The organism is Rhizobium aureum (assembly GCF_030182495.1).
Taxonomy (GTDB): domain Bacteria; phylum Pseudomonadota; class Alphaproteobacteria; order Rhizobiales; family Rhizobiaceae; genus Rhizobium; species Rhizobium tropici_C.
This window is the reverse complement of record NZ_JAQJCI010000004.1, coordinates 432,678-451,698: the sequence shown is the minus strand read 5'-3', so window position 1 is coordinate 451,698 and position 19,021 is coordinate 432,678. Positions and strand designations below refer to the sequence as shown.

18 protein-coding genes are annotated in these 19,021 nt (G+C 59.5%); 13 read left to right on the top strand and 5 right to left on the bottom strand.

Translation table 11 applies throughout. The features are described from left to right. Positions 1–111: 111 nt before the first annotated feature. The 4 genes from PH552_RS13520 to PH552_RS13505 all read left to right on the top strand — a co-directional run bounded on the left by PH552_RS13520 (position 112) and on the right by PH552_RS13505 (position 4,419). Complete coding sequence (locus PH552_RS13520) at positions 112–1,281, top strand: septal ring lytic transglycosylase RlpA family protein (RefSeq protein ID WP_169646075.1); 1,170 nt, start codon at positions 112–114, stop codon at positions 1,279–1,281. A 70-nt stretch (positions 1,282–1,351) separates the two neighbouring features. Beyond that, positions 1,352–2,560, top strand: a complete 1,209-nt coding sequence (locus PH552_RS13515; RefSeq protein ID WP_112340745.1) for a D-alanyl-D-alanine carboxypeptidase family protein — start codon at positions 1,352–1,354, stop codon at positions 2,558–2,560. 153 nt (positions 2,561–2,713) lie between these two features. Further along, the gene (gene tmk, locus PH552_RS13510) at positions 2,714–3,391 is read left to right on the top strand and encodes a dTMP kinase (protein WP_112340746.1); all 678 of its coding nucleotides are present in this window, start codon (positions 2,714–2,716) and stop codon (positions 3,389–3,391) included. Beyond that, positions 3,388–4,419 (top strand): DNA polymerase III subunit delta', encoded by a 1,032-nt coding sequence (locus tag PH552_RS13505; RefSeq protein ID WP_112340747.1) that lies wholly within the window; start codon positions 3,388–3,390, stop codon positions 4,417–4,419. Before tmk ends, PH552_RS13505 begins: the two co-directional genes overlap by 4 nt. A gap of 51 nt (positions 4,420–4,470) precedes the next feature. Here the strand turns inward: PH552_RS13505 and PH552_RS13500 are convergent, their stop codons facing one another. After that, positions 4,471–5,310 carry a sulfite exporter TauE/SafE family protein gene (locus tag PH552_RS13500; RefSeq protein WP_183763381.1) on the bottom strand — a complete coding sequence of 280 codons (840 nt, stop codon included), beginning with the start codon at positions 5,308–5,310 and terminating at the stop codon, positions 4,471–4,473. A gap of 211 nt (positions 5,311–5,521) precedes the next feature. On the opposite strand from PH552_RS13500, the gene metG reads away from it, so the two are divergent. From metG to PH552_RS13475, 5 genes are all read left to right on the top strand, one after another. Further along, positions 5,522–7,075: a methionine--tRNA ligase gene (gene metG, locus PH552_RS13495; protein ID WP_112340748.1), complete on the top strand. Its 1,554-nt coding sequence runs from the start codon at positions 5,522–5,524 to the stop codon at positions 7,073–7,075. An 8-nt stretch (positions 7,076–7,083) separates the two neighbouring features. Continuing rightward, entirely contained in the window at positions 7,084–7,866 is a 783-nt protein-coding gene (locus PH552_RS13490) for a TatD family hydrolase (protein WP_112340749.1), read from the top strand. A gap of 4 nt (positions 7,867–7,870) precedes the next feature. Next, positions 7,871–8,698: an MBL fold metallo-hydrolase gene (locus PH552_RS13485; protein ID WP_285166069.1), complete on the top strand. Its 828-nt coding sequence runs from the start codon at positions 7,871–7,873 to the stop codon at positions 8,696–8,698. Beyond that, on the top strand, positions 8,695–9,186 hold the full coding sequence (locus PH552_RS13480) for a YbaK/EbsC family protein (protein WP_112340751.1): 492 nt from the start codon (positions 8,695–8,697) through the stop codon (positions 9,184–9,186). Before PH552_RS13485 ends, PH552_RS13480 begins: the two co-directional genes overlap by 4 nt. A 72-nt stretch (positions 9,187–9,258) precedes the next feature. Continuing rightward, positions 9,259–9,738, top strand: coding sequence for an SRPBCC domain-containing protein (locus tag PH552_RS13475; RefSeq protein WP_112340752.1), 480 nt, complete (start codon positions 9,259–9,261; stop codon positions 9,736–9,738). Positions 9,739–9,920: 182 nt separating this feature from the next. Here the strand turns inward: PH552_RS13475 and PH552_RS13470 are convergent, their stop codons facing one another. From PH552_RS13470 to PH552_RS13460, 3 genes are all read right to left on the bottom strand, one after another. Continuing rightward, positions 9,921–10,664 (bottom strand): class I SAM-dependent methyltransferase, encoded by a 744-nt coding sequence (locus PH552_RS13470; protein WP_112340753.1) that lies wholly within the window; start codon positions 10,662–10,664, stop codon positions 9,921–9,923. A 457-nt stretch (positions 10,665–11,121) separates the two neighbouring features. Beyond that, positions 11,122–11,976, bottom strand: coding sequence for a D-alanyl-D-alanine carboxypeptidase family protein (locus PH552_RS13465; RefSeq protein WP_112340754.1), 855 nt, complete (start codon positions 11,974–11,976; stop codon positions 11,122–11,124). Positions 11,977–12,333: 357 nt separating this feature from the next. Next, positions 12,334–12,555, bottom strand: a complete 222-nt coding sequence (locus PH552_RS13460; RefSeq protein ID WP_285166068.1) for a DUF1127 domain-containing protein — start codon at positions 12,553–12,555, stop codon at positions 12,334–12,336. Between the two features lie 101 nt (positions 12,556–12,656). On the opposite strand from PH552_RS13460, the gene PH552_RS13455 reads away from it, so the two are divergent. Next, positions 12,657–13,547, top strand: coding sequence for a LysR family transcriptional regulator (locus PH552_RS13455; protein ID WP_112340755.1), 891 nt, complete (start codon positions 12,657–12,659; stop codon positions 13,545–13,547). A 42-nt stretch (positions 13,548–13,589) separates the two neighbouring features. Here the strand turns inward: PH552_RS13455 and PH552_RS13450 are convergent, their stop codons facing one another. Then, entirely contained in the window at positions 13,590–14,246 is a 657-nt protein-coding gene (locus tag PH552_RS13450) for a dihydrofolate reductase family protein (protein ID WP_112340756.1), read from the bottom strand. A 225-nt stretch (positions 14,247–14,471) separates the two neighbouring features. On the opposite strand from PH552_RS13450, the gene PH552_RS13445 reads away from it, so the two are divergent. The 3 genes from PH552_RS13445 to PH552_RS13435 all read left to right on the top strand — a co-directional run bounded on the left by PH552_RS13445 (position 14,472) and on the right by PH552_RS13435 (position 18,995). Further along, positions 14,472–16,364, top strand: coding sequence for an ABC transporter ATP-binding protein (locus PH552_RS13445; RefSeq protein WP_112340757.1), 1,893 nt, complete (start codon positions 14,472–14,474; stop codon positions 16,362–16,364). A gap of 2 nt (positions 16,365–16,366) precedes the next feature. Continuing rightward, a complete protein-coding gene (locus PH552_RS13440) occupies positions 16,367–18,268 on the top strand; it encodes an ABC transporter ATP-binding protein (RefSeq protein WP_112340758.1) in 1,902 nt (633 codons plus the stop codon). Positions 18,269–18,404: 136 nt separating this feature from the next. Continuing rightward, on the top strand, positions 18,405–18,995 hold the full coding sequence (locus PH552_RS13435; protein WP_112340759.1) for an NADPH-dependent FMN reductase: 591 nt from the start codon (positions 18,405–18,407) through the stop codon (positions 18,993–18,995). The last annotated feature ends 26 nt before the right edge of the window (positions 18,996–19,021 follow it).

The window sequence follows — 19,021 nt, the reverse complement described above, 5'->3', positions numbered from 1 at the left end:
TGCAATCATGATTAAAGCACCGTTAGGTGATTGGAGCGTAGCAGGATACCGGAATGAGGGATGTACCGGTATCAGACCTCCGTCAGAGTAATGAGTAGCGGCTTGGGACAGATGACATCAGAAAATCGTGCGGTGACATGCGCAGCGGGTATGCGTTGGTTTGCTCTTTCCCTGATGTGCGCAACCATCACGGCGTGCGGAACGTCTCAGAAGGTTGCTTCGACGCGCAAGCACGGCAAGGAATATTTCTCCGAGAAGGAATATGGCGTGAAGGCGAGCCCTCGCGTCGTCAATAACGGCCCCGTGCCGAAGGGTGGCGGCCGCTTCATGGTCGGAAATCCTTACCAGGTGAAGGGTAAGTGGTATTACCCCAAGGAAGATTACAGCTACAGCAAGGTCGGTATCGCTTCCTGGTACGGCTCGGCCTTCCACGGCCGCCTGACGGCCAATGGCGAAGTCTACGATCAGCAGGCATTGACCGCCGCGCATCCGACCTTCCCGCTGCCGAGCTACGCCCGCGTTACCAATATCGAAAACGGTTCCTCCATCATCGTGCGTGTCAACGATCGCGGCCCATACCATCCCGGCCGCATCATCGACCTTTCCAACAAGACCGCGCAGATGCTCGACCTGCAGCACAGCGGCACCGGCGACGTGCGCGTGCAATATGTCGGCCGCGCCCGCATGGACGGTCATGACGAGCCTTATCTGATGGCCTCCTACATTCCGAAGGGTTCGCGCCTGCCCAGTATCAATCCTGGCGGCCAGATCGCAACCGGTGTGATGGTTGCTTCCGCCGGCCGCATGACGGCGGATCAGTTGCCCGAAACGGATACTCCCTTCCGCGCTAGCCGCCAGCAGCGCAGCTATGAGGCCGCGCCGGCGATCGCTCCCATTCCGCGCCAGTCGCCTTATGCGACGACGGCTTTCGCCGGTTCTACGCCCGACGCCGGTTACGATGGCAGCAAGCGCAACAATCTGCCCCCGATGGAATGGAATGGCGGCGCCATGCCGGCCGCAGAGCCGGCGGAGCCGTCCATGGTCGTTCTGCCGAGAATTGGCCCGATCCCCTACGAGCGGCCGGACTTCCCGCGGCGCCTTGCGAGCCTGACGGATGGAACCCTGGGCTCGACCGTTGCCGCCTACCAGGAGGCTCCCGTCAAGACCGCGTATGTGAACCTCGCCTTCGATGCCGTCATGGTTCGCAATGACGGGCTGACGCAGGAATCGATCCTTTCGTCCTATCGCCGCCAGCATCAGGGTACGACGCAGGCGGACTGATCGGTATCATTGCCTGAATCTCAACCCGTCACTAAAATAATCGTGCCGGTAATCGGATGAAGGGGACGATATGCCAAAGAGTTTGATTCTTTTGTTCCTTTTTGTCCTCGGGCTCGGCAACGCCCCCGCCTTTGCGCAGGCGGCACCCGGTACTTTCGATACGAAAGCCGCGCAGGCATTCATGATCGAAGCCTCGACCGGCACCATCCTGCTTGCCAAGAACGAGGACCAGCTGATTTCGCCGGCGTCACTTGCGAAACTGATGACGCTGGATGTCGTTTTCGACGCGATCGGGCGAGGGCAGATCAGCCTCGATACGGAATATCCCGTCTCGGAAAATGCCTGGCGGACGGGCGGCGCTCCCTCGCGTGCGTCGACGATGTTCGCAGCCCTGAAATCGCGCATCCGCGTCGGCGATCTGATCCAGGGTATTGCCGTGCAGCAGGCGAATGACGCCTGCATCGTTCTAGCGGAAGGCATGTCCGTCAGCGAGCGCGAATTCGCCCGGCGCATGACGGCACGGGCGCGCGAGATCGGCATGCCGCGGGCGACCTTCACCAATTCCACCGGACTTCCCGATGCCAACGATCCCAATGGCGGCGGCAAGGTCTCCGCGCGCGAGATGGTTCTGCTGGCACAGGATCTGCAACAGAAGTACCCGGACCTCTATAAGTATTTCGGCCAGGCCGACTTCACCTGGAACAAGATCTATCAGCGCAACAAGAACCCGATGCTTCTGCTCAATATCGGCGTGGATGGCCTGGGGCTCGGTTTTGCCGAAGGCGAGGGTTTTTCGATCGTCGCCTCCATTCAGCGCGATGGTCGCCGGCTGTTTCTGGCGCTTGGCGGACTGAAGAGCGACAAGGAACGCATTGAGGAGACGCGACGCGTGCTTGAATGGGGCCTCAGCAACTTCAAGAGCCAGCGCATCTTTGCCGATGGCGAGGTGATCGGCGATGCCAGCGTCTATGGCGGCGCCGCATCGACCGTCGGCCTGCGGGCTAAGATACCAGTCGACGTCTACGTCCCTGTGGACACGCCGGATCGGCTATCCGCCCGCATCGTCTATCGCTGGCCGCTGACGGCGCCGGTTGCTGCGGATTACGAAGCGGGAACTCTCCGCGTCTTCCTGGGCGCACGTCTGTTACGAGAGCTGCCGCTTTACACGAAGGAATCGGTCGGGCAGGGCACATTGGGCCGCCGCGCATTCGATGCTCTGATGGAGTTGACCGAGTCGCTGCTGTTCTCCTGGCTGTGGGACAAGCCTTTGCCGAGTTGAGAGGGCCGTACGGCTCGCGAAATCTCTGTTCACACCCCATATAGAGTCACGCACATCGAGACATGCATGGTTCCACCGAGGCATGTCTTGGGTTAAACAGGGTGCGTATCGCATGCCAGACGGATGGCACGCGAAAAGTGCAGGACATGATCATTGGCTGATGCAAACGGATTATTCGTAAGCTTCGAAGGCGGGGAAGGGGCCGGCAAATCCACCCAGATCCGCCGGCTGGCTGAACGGTTGCGCGAGCGTGGCCATGAGGTTCTGGTGACGCGCGAACCTGGTGGGTCACCGGGGGCCGAGGCTGTGCGGCACGTCCTGCTTTCAGGTGCTGCGGAAATGTTCGGCACGCGCATGGAGGCCATTCTCTTTGCCGCCGCGCGCAACGATCATGTCGAGGAAGTCATTCGCCCCGCGCTTTCGCGCGGCACCATCGTCCTTTGCGATCGCTTCATGGATTCCTCACGCGTCTATCAGGGCGTGACGGGCAATCTCGAGCCCGACTATATCGAGGCCCTGCAAAGGGTCGCCGTCAATGGTGTCGTGCCGGACTGCACGCTGATTCTCGATATTCCGGCCGAAATGGGCCTGGAGCGTGCACGCAAGCGGGCCTCGGGCGTCGCCGCGCCCGATCGATTCGAGAAGGAAGAGATGCAGACCCATGAGAAACGCCGCGAGGCCTTTCTCGATATCGCCGCTCGCGAACCCGATCGCTGCCACGTCATCGACGCACAGCGGTCCGAAGACGATATCGCGGCGGAAATAGCCGGGATCGTGGACAAGCGACTTGGCGCCGCCAATATCGCCTCGGGATCGGAAGCGGCACAATGAGTGACGACCGGCCGGGCGTCCTCGACGGCGCCATTCCTCCTCAAGACAATACGAGGCTCTTCGGCCATGAGGAGGCGGAAGCCTTCCTCGCCCAATCCTATCGCTCCGGCAAGGGGCATCACGCCATGCTGATCGAGGGGCCTGAAGGCATTGGTAAGGCAACCCTTGCCTTTCGTTTCGCCAATCATGTCCTCTCCCATCCCGATCCCGCATCCGCACCCGAGACGATCGGCGATCCCGACCCGGCATCCGCCGTCAGCCGCCAGATTTCCGCTGGCGCCTCCCACAATCTGCTGCATCTAAGCCGGCCGGTCGACGACAAGACCGGCAAGGTGAAGTCCGCAATCACCGTGGACGAGGTGCGCCGCGCCGGAAAATTCTTTTCGCAGACCTCCGGCACCGGCAATTGGCGGATCGTCGTCATCGACCCCGCAGACGATCTCAACCGCAGTGCGGCCAACGCCATTCTGAAGATCCTCGAGGAACCGCCGAAGCGCGCTTTGTTCCTCGTGCTTTCGCATGCACCGGGTCGGCTTCTGCCGACGATCCGCTCACGTTGCCTGCCCTTGAAGCTCGCGCCGCTTCCCGATGATGCCTTGCGTATGGCGCTCGAAAATCTGGGCGTGCCGGCCGGGCAGGGGAGCGAATTGCTCTCCGCAGCCAAGGGCAGCGTCAGCGAGGCGCTCAAGCTCCTGAATTACGGCGGCGGTGACATCATCGAGGCTTACAGGCAGGTGCTTTCGGCGGATGGACCCGCGGCCCGCAAGGCGATGCACCGCCTCGCCGATGCGCTTTCGGCCAAGGATAGCGACACGATCTTCGGTTTCTTCGTCGCTCATATCGGCGACGACATCATCGATCGCGCCCGCGCCGCCGCGCTCCACGGTTCCGTTGCCGCCGCCGAAAGACTGGCCCGCCTGCATTCCGAGACCACCGAGCGGCTGAACGTGTCGCAAGCCTATAATCTCGATCGCAAGCAAACGCTCATCGCCATCCTCGGCGAGCTCAAGCAACAGCTTTCGGCATAGACAGGCCACAATTCCCAACGGCAGCCACCACGGAGCCTCCTCTGAATCGTATCAGGGAAAGAGTAGCTTGCAGGCGACGATAGCCAGTGTAACGGCAAGGATGATGCGGACGGACCGCTCGTGCAGGCGCGGCGCCAGCAGGCTGCCGGCAACGATGCCCGGGATCGAGCCCACCAGCAGGGCGAACAGCATCGTCCAGTTGATCTCGCCGATGAACCAATAGCCCATGCCGCCGATCAGGGTCAGCGGCACGGCATGGACGATATCCGAGCCAACGATTTCGCGCACGTCCGTCTGCGGATAAAGCACCAGCAGGACGGTGACACCGAGCGCGCCGGCGCCGACCGATGTCATGGTGACGAGAGTGCCGAGCATGAGGCCGAGGATGACCGTCAGCAGGGCGATGTTGCGTGGCGATATGGTACCGCGTTCGCCGCGCCATTTGCGGATGGCCTGAAGAATCTGGCCACGGAAGATCAGCATCAGCGCCGTCAAAAGCAGGAGACATCCCAGGGACAGGGTGATGGCATGAGCAACGGCGGGGCTCTCGCGATTGACGCCGGCCATGATCCAGAGCATGGCGAGCGCCGCCGGCACGCTGCCTGACGCCAGAAGGCTCACGACCTTCCAATTGACCCGCCCATGCATGCCGTGCACGGCCGTTCCCGCTGTCTTGGTGATTGCGGCATAAAGGAGGTCGGTGCCGACGGCCGTCGCCGGGTGCACGCCGAAAAGCAGGACGAGGAGGGGCGTCATCAAAGAGCCGCCACCGACGCCGGTTATGCCGACCAGCATGCCGACGAAAAAGCCGGAAAAGGAATAAAGCGGCTGAAAGGAACCGATCAAACTCAAATTCACAAGCCCTTGAAGCAGTTGGGCAGACCAATACATAAAGCAATGAAATTCACGGCCGTCTCAGTCCTGCGTTCCAGTCTTGCGAAGGGGTAAAGGCGAGGCGGGGCCAAGTCAAGCAAGGCGCCATCCCCAACTTCCGAATGCTGCGGGCGCGAAACTTGGTGTTTCGCTCCCGGCAAACATGCGCTAAAGCGAGCGGAGCCAAGAATAACAGAGACGCAACAGTAAAAGCGGACCACTGCCCGACATGACCGAAAAAACTCCGTTCTACATCACCACCGCGATCGCTTATCCCAACGGCAAGCCGCATATCGGCCATGCCTATGAGCTGATCGCCACCGACGCGCTGGCGCGCTTCCAGCGCCTCGACGGCCGCGACGTCTTCTTTCTGACGGGTACGGACGAACATGGCCAGAAGATGCAGCAGACGGCGCGGGCCGAGGGCATGGAACCGCAGCAGCTCGCCAACCGCAATTCCGACGAATTCCAGGCGATGGGCAAGCTGCTGAACGCGTCGAACGACGACTTCATCCGCACGACGCAGCCGCGCCACCACGAGACATCGCAGAACATATGGAACCTGATGGCCGATGCCGGCGACATCTACAAGGATTCCTATGCCGGCTGGTACTCGGTGCGCGACGAAGCCTACTACCAGGAAAACGAAACGGAGCTGCGCGCCGACGGCGTGCGTTACGGGCCTCAGGGCACGCCGGTCGAATGGGTGCAGGAGGAAAGCTATTTCTTCAAGCTCTCCGAATACCAGGACCGCCTGCTGAAGCTTTACGAAGAGAACCCGGATTTCATCGGCCCGGCCGAACGCCGCAACGAAGTCATTTCCTTCGTGAAATCCGGCCTCAAGGATCTGTCGATCTCGCGCACCACCTTCGACTGGGGCATCAAGGTGCCGAACGACCCCTCGCACGTCATGTATGTCTGGGTCGATGCGCTGACGAACTACATCACGGCGACCGGCTATATCGAAGACCGCAACAATCCCCGTGCGAAATACTGGCCTGCCGATCTTCATATCATCGGCAAGGACATCATACGCTTCCACGCGGTCTATTGGCCGGCCTTCCTGATGTCGGCAAAGCTGCCGCTGCCGAAGCGCGTCTATGCCCACGGCTTCTTGCTCAACAAGGGCGAGAAGATGTCGAAATCGCTCGGCAACGTCGTCGATCCGGTCAATCTCGTGAACCATTTCGGCCTTGACCAGGTGCGCTACTTCTTCCTGCGCGAAGTCTCCTTCGGCCAGGACGGCAGCTATAGCGAGGAGGCGATCGGCACGCGCATCAATTCCGATCTCGCCAATGGCATCGGCAATCTTGCAAGCCGCTCCCTGTCGATGATCGTCAAGAACTGCGACGGTCAGATTCCGGAATGCGGTCCGCTGACCGACGAGGACAAGGCGCTTCTCGATCAGGCAGATGCCCTGCTTGCCTCGACTCGCGAAGATATGGGCAAGCAGCTCATTCATCGCGCTCTCGCTTCCATCATCGCAGTGGTTTCCGAAACCGACCGCTATTTCGCGAGCCAGGAGCCCTGGGCGCTGAAGAAGACCGACCCGGCCCGCATGGCGACCGTGCTTTATGTCACGGCCGATGTCGTGCGCCAGATCGGCATTCTGCTGCAGCCCTTCATGCCGGAATCCTCCGCGAAACTGCTGGATCTCATTGCAATCCCTGCCGACAAGCGCGATTTCGCGGCGCTCGGCGCGGCGGGCCGACTCGTCGCCGGAACGCCGCTGGAAGCGCCGAAACCAGTCTTCCCGCGCTATGTCGCGCCGACCGCCGAATAAGGTTTTCCATGCTGATCGATACGCATTGCCATCTGGATTTTGCCGATTTCGAAGAGGAGCGCGACGCGATCGTCGCGCGCGCTCACGAGGTCGGCGTCAAGCAGATGGTCACCATCTCGACCAAGGTCAGGAAGCTCGATGGATTGCTTGCGCTTACCGAGCGCTATCCGTCGGTTTTCTGCTCGGTCGGCACCCATCCGAATAGCGCCGACCAGGAGTTGGACATTCAGACGGAAGACCTCGTGCGGCTGGCCAACCAGCACGAAAAGATCGTGGCGATCGGCGAGGCGGGTCTCGATTATTTCTACGACACCGTCAAGCCGGAGGACCAGAAGACCGGCTTCCTGCGCCATATCGCTGCCGCACGCGAAACGCAGCTGCCGCTCGTCATTCACAGCCGCAGCGCCGATGAGGATATGGCCGCGATCCTGACGGAAGAGACGGGGAAGGGGGCTTTCCCCTTCATCCTCCATTGCTTCTCCGCCGGCCCTGCCCTTGCCCAGACCGGCGTCGAGCTCGGCGGCTATATCTCCTTCTCCGGAATCCTGACCTTCCCGAAATCGGAGGAGCTGCGCGAGATCGCCAAGACCATCCCGCATGATCGGCTGCTGGTCGAGACCGATGCGCCTTATCTCGCGCCAAAGCGCTGGCGCGGCAAGCGCAACGAGCCATCCTATGTCGTCAATACCGCCGAGGTGCTCGCCGATACGATCGGCGTCAGCATGGCGGATATCGCTGAAATCACCACGGCGAACGCCTTCCGTTGCTTCTCCAAGATGACGAGGGTCTGACGTCGTGACATACCGGCGACGCTTCACCATTTTGGGCTGTTCATCGTCGCCGGGCGTTCCCCGTATTACCGGGGATTGGGGCGATTGCGATCCTAAGAACCCGAAGAACCGGCGCACACGTGCGGCGTTTCTCGTCGAGCAGATCGCACCGGATGGCGGGATTACCACGGTCGTCATCGATACGGGACCGGATTTTCGTGAGCAGATGATCCGCGCCGGCGTCAGCTCCATCGACGCCGTGCTCTATACCCACGCCCATGCCGACCATATTCACGGCATCGACGATCTGCGCGGCTTCTTCCATATCTCGCATGAGCGGATCCCGATCCATGCCGATCCGCCGACCATGGATCGCATTCGCGAGGGTTTTCGTTATTGTCTGGAGACACCGCCAGGCAGCAGCTATCCGCCGATCGTGCGGCCGGTGCTGATACAAAGCCTCGAGGCAAGCTTCACGATTGCAGGGGCGGGCGGTCCGATCCGTTTCTGGCCTCACAAGCAGCTGCACGGCGATATTCATTCGCTCGGCTTCCGTATCGGTAAACTCGCTTATTGCAGCGATATCAGTGATTTCCCGCCGGAATCGGTAGAAAAAGTTCAAGACCTCGATGTCCTGATCATCGACGCTCTGCAGTATCGGCCGCATCCGAGCCATCTATCGCTGGAACAATCGCTTGGATGGATCGAACGCTTGGCGCCGAAACATGCCATCTTGACCCACATGCACACGCCACTCGATTATGACACCGTGCTGGCAGAAACGCCCGATCATGTCGAGCCGGCCTACGATCAGATGCAGATCGAACTCGACGTGGAGGATGACGATCTATGAGCGAAGACAGCAGAAAGCTTTCGAGCCTGGAGCGCGTCGAGCTGGCGGCGAGCAATCTGGGTCTGGATATTGCGATCAAGCGTATGGAGCAGTCGACGCGGACGGCCGAGGAAGCCGCCAAGGCAGTCGGATGCGCCGTTGGCCAGATCGTCAAGTCGCTGGTTTTCGTCAACGCCGACACGCATGAATTGACGCTGCTTCTTGTTTCGGGCAGCCATAATGCCGATACGGCATATATAGCAACGACGTACGGTGTTCGACTGAAGCGCGCGGATATCGATCGCGTTCGCGACGAAACCGGCTTCGCGATCGGCGGGGTCGCTCCGATCGGCCATCTCGTCGATCTGCCCGTTTTCATGGACCAGAGCCTATTGGCTTACGACCAGGTCTGGTGCGCGGCTGGGCGCCCGGATAGCATCTTTGCCTGCAATCCGGCGCTGCTTGCCGAGAAGATCGCAGCCATGACGATCCGCATCAAGGCGAACTGAAGCGGCAATCCACGGGCATTTAATCGGCCGCGCCGCGCAAAGCGCAGCGATACCCACGACCAGGAGGACGTGATGAGTGAGGCAGCAGGCGCAAAAAGAACCGATACGGCTTCCAGAATAATCCGCGCTACGCCACACGCGATCTTCGACGCGTTCGTCAATCCCGAAGCATTGATCGCCTGGCTTCCGCCCAAAGGCATGACGGGACACATTCACGTCTTCGAGCCACATCCAGGTGGCATTTATCGGCTGGCGCTGTCCTATGATGCAGCGGATCATTCCATACCCGGAAAATCTTCCGAACACACCGACATCGTTTCCGGCCGGTTCCTCGAAATCGTTCCTGACAAGCGCATCGTTCAGGCGGTGAATTTCGAATCCGACGACGCAGCCTTCGCCGGTACGATGATCATCACATGGTCGTGGATGGAGCTGCCGTCTGGTACGAAGGTCACCATAGTTTGCGAGAACGTGCCACATGGCATCAGCAGGAAAGATCATGACGAGGGCTTGAAATCGACTCTCGAAAATCTCGACAACTATCTGAAATGAAATAAAAAAATGGCAATCTCTTTATCGCGACCATATCAGCTTTTGTTCCATAATCTATCTTATCTGATTTTTGTGCGGCCGGAGGTGGGTTCCATTTTCGAATGCAACAGACACACAGCATTAGCCATGATTTTTGAGCATGGAATGGCCTGCTCTTCTCCGCGATTGAACAGGCCTGCCCCTCACGCCTCCAGTGTCATAACGACGATCCAGGCCTGCCATCTGACGCCTGGGATTTTGAGCAGCAGATTGTCGATCTGTTCGCCGGTGCCCCGAACCGCGGCGCCGAACGGGCTCCTGCGAAACGGAATGGAAGCAAGCGCGGCGAGCCCGAAGAACTCCAGATCGCACTTCGAAAAATATCGGCGCACGATGTCGAAGTCGGATTTCAAGAGCGGGTGCTCATCGACCGTGCGGGCCTCCGGCGTCCGGTTGCGATAGAGATTGATCACGGGGTTGTGGCCGAGCGGCTCGAAAAAGAAGGCCTTGCCGCCGGGTCTGAGCACACGCCGGATCTCGCTGAGCGATTTTTCGAGGACCAGGTGGTGCAGGATTCCGCTGCCGAAGACGACATCAAAACCCGCTGACGGCAGGCTCATCTCCTCAGCATTATCGACCTGGAACGTCACGTTGTCGATTCCGCGGAGAGCTGCCGAATTCGTGGCCTGCTGAATGGCAACATCAGAAATGTCGATACCGGTGATCCACTTGGCGGAGTGCGCGAGACCGATGCTGCTCATGCCGTTCGAGCATCCGTATTCGAGCACGTCCTTTTCGGGGCAAGCCATCCTCACCAGCCGCCAATAAGCATCCACAGCGGCTTTGACAGCGAAATAAAACGAATCCTCCTTGCGCTCCTCCACTGCACCAAAACGTTCATTATGAAAGTCGCGCTCACGCGTCAAACGTGCATCATCATACGTCATTCCGGTCCTCCCAACTTGACCCAATGCGTTGAAATATTTGCTAGCGAGATCTTACAGGAGCATCAGACCGGTCGCGGCCAATGATGGATCCTTCATTTTCGGAGAATACAAACTGAAACCAGATATCTCCGCCTATGCGAATTCGCAGTTCGGCGCGGATTCCTACCAAATCACGACAAGCGCAGCGAACGAGCAACGGTAGACATAGGGCAGTCCGCCAGTTCGGCAATCACTGTTCGTCTATTCATCATGAGAGAGCCCTCTCACCGATCGACCATGAAAAAGCCTTGCGTGAAGTTGACGGTCGGGGCATCATATTTTTGCACGAAGAAACCCGCCCCCTCACCCTGTCATGCGGCGGGATTAGCTTCTCCTCGCAGCGACTTCGGAAACGGAGCCACCCCTTATCAGCCGCCAAAAGATCAATGGTCGGCTGAATGCTGAAATCGAGCCGAAATCAGTTCGCCGAGCTTTGCTTGGGAGCGCCGGTCGATACCGTGGCCGTCGTCGCCACCGGGGCCAGATAAGTGTCCAGAAGGCTTGCCATCTTGTCGTCGCGAATCTGGGCGGTCTTCTCCCCCATGACCACGCCGACGACGCGACGGCCGTTCTTCGTTGCAGACGTCACGAGATTATAGCCGGAGGCATCGGTATAGCCGGTCTTGATGCCATCGGCACCGGCGTAGCGATACATGAGATTGTTGTGGCCGCGCAGCTTCATGCCACGGAACTTCATGCCGCGCAGCGAGAAGAGTTTGAACTCCTCCGGAAAGTCGCGCATCAGCGCAATGCCCAGCGTTGCCATGTCATGCGCGGTCGTGACCTGTTCCGGATCCGGCAGGCCGGAGGGATTTTTGAAGACAGTACTGCTCATGCCAAGCTGATGCGCCTTCGCAGTCATGATCTTGCCGAAGCTCTCCTCGGAGCCGCCAAGCTGCTCGGCAATCGCGACAGCCGCATCATTGGCCGATAGGACGACGATGCCTTCGACAGCCTCGCGCACCGTCACCTTACGGCCAGCACCGATCGCGAATTTGAAGGGCTCCTTGCTCTCGGCATTCTCCGACAAGGTAAGCTTCTGATCCCATGTCAGGCGGCCGCCATGCAGCGCCTCGAAGGCGAGATAGAGCGTCATCATCTTGGTAAGCGATGCCGGATAGTTCAATTCGTTCTCATTCGATGCCTCCAGCACCTGGCCGCTACGCGCGTCCACGACGTAACTTGCCTGACCGGCCTGCGCTATCGAAAGACTGCCAAGAAGAGACACGGCCGAAAGCGCCGCGGTAAGAAGCATTGAAGTTGTCTTGAGCATGGAACTCTATCTGGTACTCTGAATTGACGATCCGGGCGGAAGGCACCGCTGAATTTGGAAGGCGATGGATCAGACAACTCTATGGCGGAAAGAAGAACGCTGCCACAAAAAGGACTGCATGAGACATATTTGCTGTGTACTGAGGTTGAGATCATTCGGAGTGCCGGTCCCTGCCCGCTCCAAGGATCAGGTCCTGCTGCCGTAATCCGCTGCGCGCGCGTCAGAGATGAGGATGGCATAAAGTCCTCCGACCGTCCGCTTCCGGCAGTCACTTCCTGCATGGGCCCTCTCTGTGCAAACGGCACAGTTATGCGGCTCCTCTCCGGAACCTTCCCCCTTCCCGTAGCTTCGGGCCATTCAGCTCCAGAACCATGACTTGCGGACGTCGGTTCGCGCTTCGGCGCGCGTCATCCCGATATCGTGAAGCTGATCATCGGTCAGGTCGCGCAGGCTCCATCTTGTCTCGCGCTTTTCGAGGTAGATCAGAAATCTTTTGAGCGCAGCCCGCAGAAATCCCGGCTTTCGCCGTTCCCTGCCCGCACCAGCCGCTGGCGTTGCTCTACCGATATCGATTGTCATCTTCATGCTCCCTGAGCCGCATCAACATGGCTTCAGGATGCACTGGTGTTAGCAGCGATTGAAGCTTATGATCTTTATGCAATCCATAAGGAATTCTTCTAATGCTTAATCTGGATCAGCTCGCCGCCTTTATCAGCGTCGTCGATCTCGGCAGTTTTACCGCCGCGGCCGACAGGGCAGGGCTGACGCAACCGGCCGTCAGCCTGCAGGTAAAGCTTCTGGAGCAGCGCCTCGGTGTGAGACTAATCGAGCGTGTCGGCCGGCGGGCGCAGCCATCGCCGGCAGGTGCCGATCTGCTTCCGCATGCGCGCCGCATCGTAGAAGCCTGCTCCATGGCGGAAGAGGCGATGATGCCGTTTCGCGAAGGATCGGTTGGGCGCGTGAGGATCGGCAGCGGCGGCACGGCCTCGATCCACCTGCTGCCCCGCGCCATCGCAACTGCAAAGAAACGCATGCCCGATCTCGAGATCATCGTCCGCATCGGCAATATTGCAGAGATACTGCACGATCTCGAAGCCAATGCGCTCGACCTCGCGGTGGTCGCCCTGCCCGCCTCCGGTCGCTCCCTCGAAATCGAACCATTCCATGACGACGAGCTTTTGGCGGTAGCTCCCAAGGGAAGCGTAATGCCGGATGGCGGACCTGATGTCGAATTCATGAAGGACAAGGCGCTGCTGCTTTATGAAGGCGGCAATACGCGTCGCGCCACGGATGACTGGTTCCGAACTGGCGGAGCCCAACCGGAGCCCGCCATGGAATTCGGCAGCGTCGAGGCCATAAAGGAGCTGGTCGCGGCGGGCCTCGGATGGTCCATTCTTCCAGACATGGCGCTGAGGCGTGACAAATCGGACCTGTTGGTCACCTCTCCGCTCCGACCAAGACTCGTTCGGCAACTCGGCATAGTATTGCGCCGGGACAAGCATCTCACAAAAGGTCTTCGTGAAATCATGAAATCCCTACGAGAATTCCAGACGATCGGACATGCGATGTGATCGTGACAAGGTATTCTCCGGTCGTCCCGATCCTTCGATTATCTATTTCCACTGCTTGCGGCGCTCGATCTCCTCTTCAGACGGATCCGGCCCGACGAAGGAACCTGTCTTCACCGGCCCATCCGGCTGATAAGTCGCAAAGATGACACCGGTCGGAGATGACTGTGTGCGCAGCAGTTTCATCGCCGCGGGAACCGCCCCGCCGGCGAACAGCTTCTTGCCGCTACCCAGCACGAGCGGAAAGATCATCAGATTGAATTCGTCGATCAGTCCGTGGCGCAGCAAGGTCTGAATGAAATCGCCGCTGCCTTGGATGAGGAGATCCGGCCCCTCGCCTGCCTTCAGTTCCTTGATCGCCGCCACGGCATCCTTGCCAAGGGACCGGCTCTTGTTCCATTTCAGCTCGCCGTTACCGCGTGTCGCAACATATTTGGTGACGCTGTTGAATTTCGCGGCAACCGGATTGTCATTGTCGATATAGGGCCAATAGGCGGCAAAAATCTCATAGGTCTTGCGCCCGAGCAGAAGATCGAACGGCTTTTCGAACACTTCGAAGAGTGTCTTGAAGGTTTCTTCGTCGGAATAAGGAAATACCCAGCCGCCATTCTTGAAACCGCCGGTCGGATCCTCATCCGGACCGCCGGGTGCCTGCATGACGCCGTCGAGGCTGATAAATGTGGCTGCGATGACCTTGCGCATGATGTCCTCCTTTTTGCTTGGTGCTCGAAGGACGTCCCGCCGATTTCGATCCCGACATGTCATCGATTATTTTTTGAACACGCAATCTAACGTTCGCGCGGGACTTGTGACCAATTGACTCTTGAACGTCGCCACGGAATCGGCAAAATTCATCCTATCAATACTTTCCCTGAGATACGAACCCGATTGCGGGCCCGCCTCGTTTAATTGTGCTTGGATAAAAGCGTGAGCAGCGATTCATCAAGAAACGCGGCGCGGCCATTGGCCTCGCGCGCGCATATCAACGCGGTCGGTTGGGGCCAGGGCCTCTCGACGATCGTTCGTATCACCCATATGACGCTGCGCCACCCCTGGCAGACAAGCTTGGCCATAGGAGCAACTTTTGTAGCTGCAACGTTGCAGTTGACGATCCCCAGGCTTCTGGGTCGAGCCGTCGACCAGACACAGACGGCGGTTGCTGGTGGCGCTGCTGGCCAGATCGCGGAAAATGCTTTGATGACGACGGCTCTGCTGCTGCTTGTCGTCAGCATCCTGCGCGGCCTGTTCACGATGGTGCAGAACTATTACAGCGAATCCGTCGGCCACCACATGGGCTATGAGCTCCGCCTCGCCTGTTACGAGAAAATCCAGCAGCTCTCCTTCAGCTTCCACGACAAGGTCCATTCCGGCGATCTCATCACCGTAGGCCTGCTCGATCTCGAAGGCGTGCGCATGTATTTCTCGACCGCCCTGGTGCGCACGGTGTTGCTCACCATGCTGATCGGCGTCGGCGCCTATATGCTGCTGTCGACCGATGTGGCACTCGGCCTGCTCGCCCTGAGCTTCGTGCCCTTCGTCGCGTGGCGCTCCTCCGTCACGCAGTTGCGGCTGCGTTCGACCTGGCTCGAGCTGCAGGAACGGCTCTCGGTGCTGACGCGCGTGATGGAAGAAAATCTCGGCGGTATCCGCGTCGTCCGTGCCTTCGCCGCCCAGGCGCATGAACTCATGAAGTTCGACCGCGCCTCGCATAACGCGCTTTCGCTGGCCCATAAGCGCGTCGGCATCCGCGTCATCAATACCAGCGCCATGAACCTCTCCTTCTTCGTGTCGATGGGGCTGGTTCTCTGGCTGGGTGGTCTCAAGGTCATTGCGGGCGAGATCAGCGTCGGCACGCTGGCCTCCTTCCTGACCTTCATGACCATCCTGCAGATGCCGGTACGCCAGCTCGGCCTGATGGTGAATGCCTTCGCCCGCGCATCGACCTGCGGTTCTCGGCTGTTTGCACTGCTGGATCTCGATATTCCCATCAAGGATGCACCGGATGCCAAGCCGCTTGTCGTAACCGACGGTACGCTGCGTTTCGAGAATGTCGACTTCAACTATCCCGGCTCGGAAACGCGGCCGGTGCTGAAGAATATCTGTTTCGAGGCAAGACGCGGCGAGACGATCGGCATCGTTGGCCCGCCCGGCAGTGGCAAGTCCACCATCGCCCACCTCATTCCGCGCTTCTATGATGTCACGGCCGGGCGGATCACCCTCGACGGCCAGGATATCCGCAAGGCGACGCTGCAATCGCTGCGGCAGAACGTGGCCGTCGTGCAGCAGGATTCCTTCCTGTTCACGACAAGCATCGAGAACAATATCGCCTATGGCGATCCCTGGGCAAAGGAAACCCGCATTGAGCGCGCCGCCGAGTCGGCACAGCTGCACAACTACATTCTCGGCTTGCCCGCCGGCTACACCACGGTCGTCGGCGAGCGCGGCGTGTCTCTTTCCGGTGGTCAGCGCCAGCGCCTGACGATCGCCCGCACCTTGATGCTGAAGCCGGCCGTGATGGTCTTCGACGATTCCACGGCGGCGATCGACGCTGCAACCGAGCAGCGCATCCGTAGCGCCATGAAGCGCTTCTCGCGGGATCGCGTGACGCTGATCATCGCCCACAGGCTGAGTTCGCTCATGCATGCCGACCAGATCCTCTTTATTGAGGACGGCGAGATCGTCGAGCGCGGCACCCATGAGCAGCTTCTGGCCGCTGGAGGCCGATACAAGGCGCTTTACGATCTGCAGGTTCGCCCGGAGGACGATGTCATCAGGACATCCAGTGGCGGCACGCTCGAAAGGGCAAAAAGGGAGGTTTGACAATGTCGGAAATCACCGAAACCGAGCGCAATGACGTGCGCGAGGATGGTCGCCGCCCTCCCCGTGCCGTGGTCGGCTCGCACCGCGTCGAAGAGGAGGTCTTCGGCAAGGTCTTCGACAGCAAGATCATTCGCCGCATCTGGGCCTTCGTAAGCCCCTATCGCCGCCAGATCTATATTTCGGTCGCGGCCGTTCTGCTGTTCACGGGATCACAGATTATCATACCGCTCGTCATCCGGCATGCGATCGACAATGCGATGGCACCGGGCGCCATAGACTACTCGGCACTCTGGCTGTCTCTCGCAATTTTCGCGGCGGCAATTCTCGTCAATTACGGGGCGAGCTATGTGCAGGAGACCTTTGTCGGCCAGGTCGCGGAGGAAGTGCTGTTCGACATACGCCGGGCGATGTTTGCGCATCTGCAGCGCGTCTCGCTGTCCTTCATGGACAAGACGGAAGTAGGACGCCTGATGTCGCGCTTGCAGGGCGATGTTAACTCCATGCAGGAATTCCTTGAAACTTCAGTGCTTTCCGTCGGTGACATAGCCCTGCTTTTCGGCATCGTCATCGTCATGCTGTCGCTGGATTTCCGTCTTGGCCTGCTGACGCTTTCCGTCATGCCGATCCTCTTCATCGTGCGGCTGTTCTGGCTGCCGAAGGCGCGCCTCGCCTTTATGAACGCGCATGAGACCAACTCCGTCACCAACGGCGCGCTGGCCGAAGCAATCCATGGCGTGCGCGCCGTTCAGGGCATGCATCGGCAAGGGGTCAACTTCTCGCTTTTCGACGACAAGGCGCATACCAATCTTCAAGCGCATCTGACGGCGGCGCGCTATGCGCAGATCATGGTGCCGATCGTCGATACGCTGACCGGCATGGCAATGGCGATCGTCATCATCGTCGGCGGCTCGATGGTCCTGAACCACAGGCTCGATGTCGGCATCATGGTCGCCTTCCTGTTCTACATCCAGCGCTTCTTCGACCCGATCCGCTCCCTCACCATGCAGTATTCGGTCATGCAGCGCGCCATGGCGTCCGGGCAGCGACTGACCGAGGTGCTCGATGTACCCATCGACATCAAGGATGCACCCGATGCCGTCGAGCTTTCGCGGGACATGGACGGCTCGGTGGAGTTCCGCGACGTCGTCTTCGGTTACAATCCCAAGCATCCGGTGCTGAAGAATGTCAGTTTCAGGGTCAATCCGGGTGAAACCGTAGCGCTGATCGGCCCCACAGGTTCGGGCAAGTCGAGCTCGATGGCACTTATCCATCGTTTCTACGACGTGCAGCAGGGCCAGGTACTGGTCGGCGGTCACGACGTGCGCTCCCTCACCCAGGATTCGCTCGGCCGCCAGATCGCCATGGTGTTGCAGGAGCCGTTCCTCTTCACCGGCACTGTGCTCGATAATATTCGCTATAACAAGGCGGAGGCGACGCGCGAGGAAGTCATAGAAGCTGCCAAGGCCGTCGGTGCGCATGAGTTCATCATGCGTCTTCCGGATGGCTACGATTCCGTTCTCGGCGAGCGCGGCGGCGATCTTTCGCTCGGCCAGCGCCAGCTCGTGAGCTTCGCCCGCGCCCTTGTCGCTGACGCCAAGATCCTCGTACTCGACGAAGCGACAGCGAATATCGACAGCTACACCGAAATGCTGATCCAGAAGGCACTGGTGAAGCTGCTCGAGGGCCGCACCGGCCTCGTCATCGCCCATCGTCTGGCCACCATCCGCGAGGCCGATCGCATCATCGTGCTGCAAAATGGTCAGCTGCTTGAAAGCGGCAACCACAATCAGCTCATGGCGAATGGCAAACTCTATTCGAAGCTCTATAATCTCAACTACGCGTCGTTCGACGATATTCCGGAGGAGGAAGTCTCCGCTTCGGTGCCGGCGGAGTCGCGAACCTAAAGCAATTCGCGGAAAAGTGCGTGGCGGTTTTCGTCCAGAATTGATTTGAAAACAATGGGATAGAGCGGTTCAGAGATTCCATGAAGAGCTGAACTGCTCCAGACATGCCGCGCGAGCTGTAAGGACATAATCGCCAATGGTCGACAGTATTCTGGTTCTCTACGGTTCCTACCGGTCGGATCGTGTCGGCATCCGTCTTGCGAATTATATCGTAACCGGACTTCGCGAGCGCGGAAACGCCGTCGAACTCATCGACGCCAAGGCGGTTGGACTGCCGATGCTCGATCGGATGTACAAGGAATACCCCAAAGGTTCCGCGCCATCGGCAATGGAGCAGCTTGCCGAGAAAATCCGGGTGGCCGATGCCTTCGTTTTCGTTACGGGCGAATATAATTGGGGCATGCAACCCGGGCTGAAGAACCTGACCGACCATTACCTTGAAGAGTGGTTCTGGCGCCCGGCGGCAATTGCCAGCTATTCCGGCGGCCGCCTTTCCGGCGCCCATGCGGCAGTCTCATGGCATGGCACCCTTTCCGAGATGGGAATGGTCGTCATCTCAAGCACCCTCGCGGTCGCCAATATCTCGGCGGCGTTGGACGTTGACAGTAAACCGACCGGGAGCGGAGGCGATGCGTTGGCAAGAGCTTTCCCCCGTTTTGCTGAGGATCTCGCCTGGTGGACCGAGGCAGCAAAACACCAGCGCGCCCGCAAGGCACCTCCTTACTAAGAACTCGCGGCGTGGCTACAGCCGGG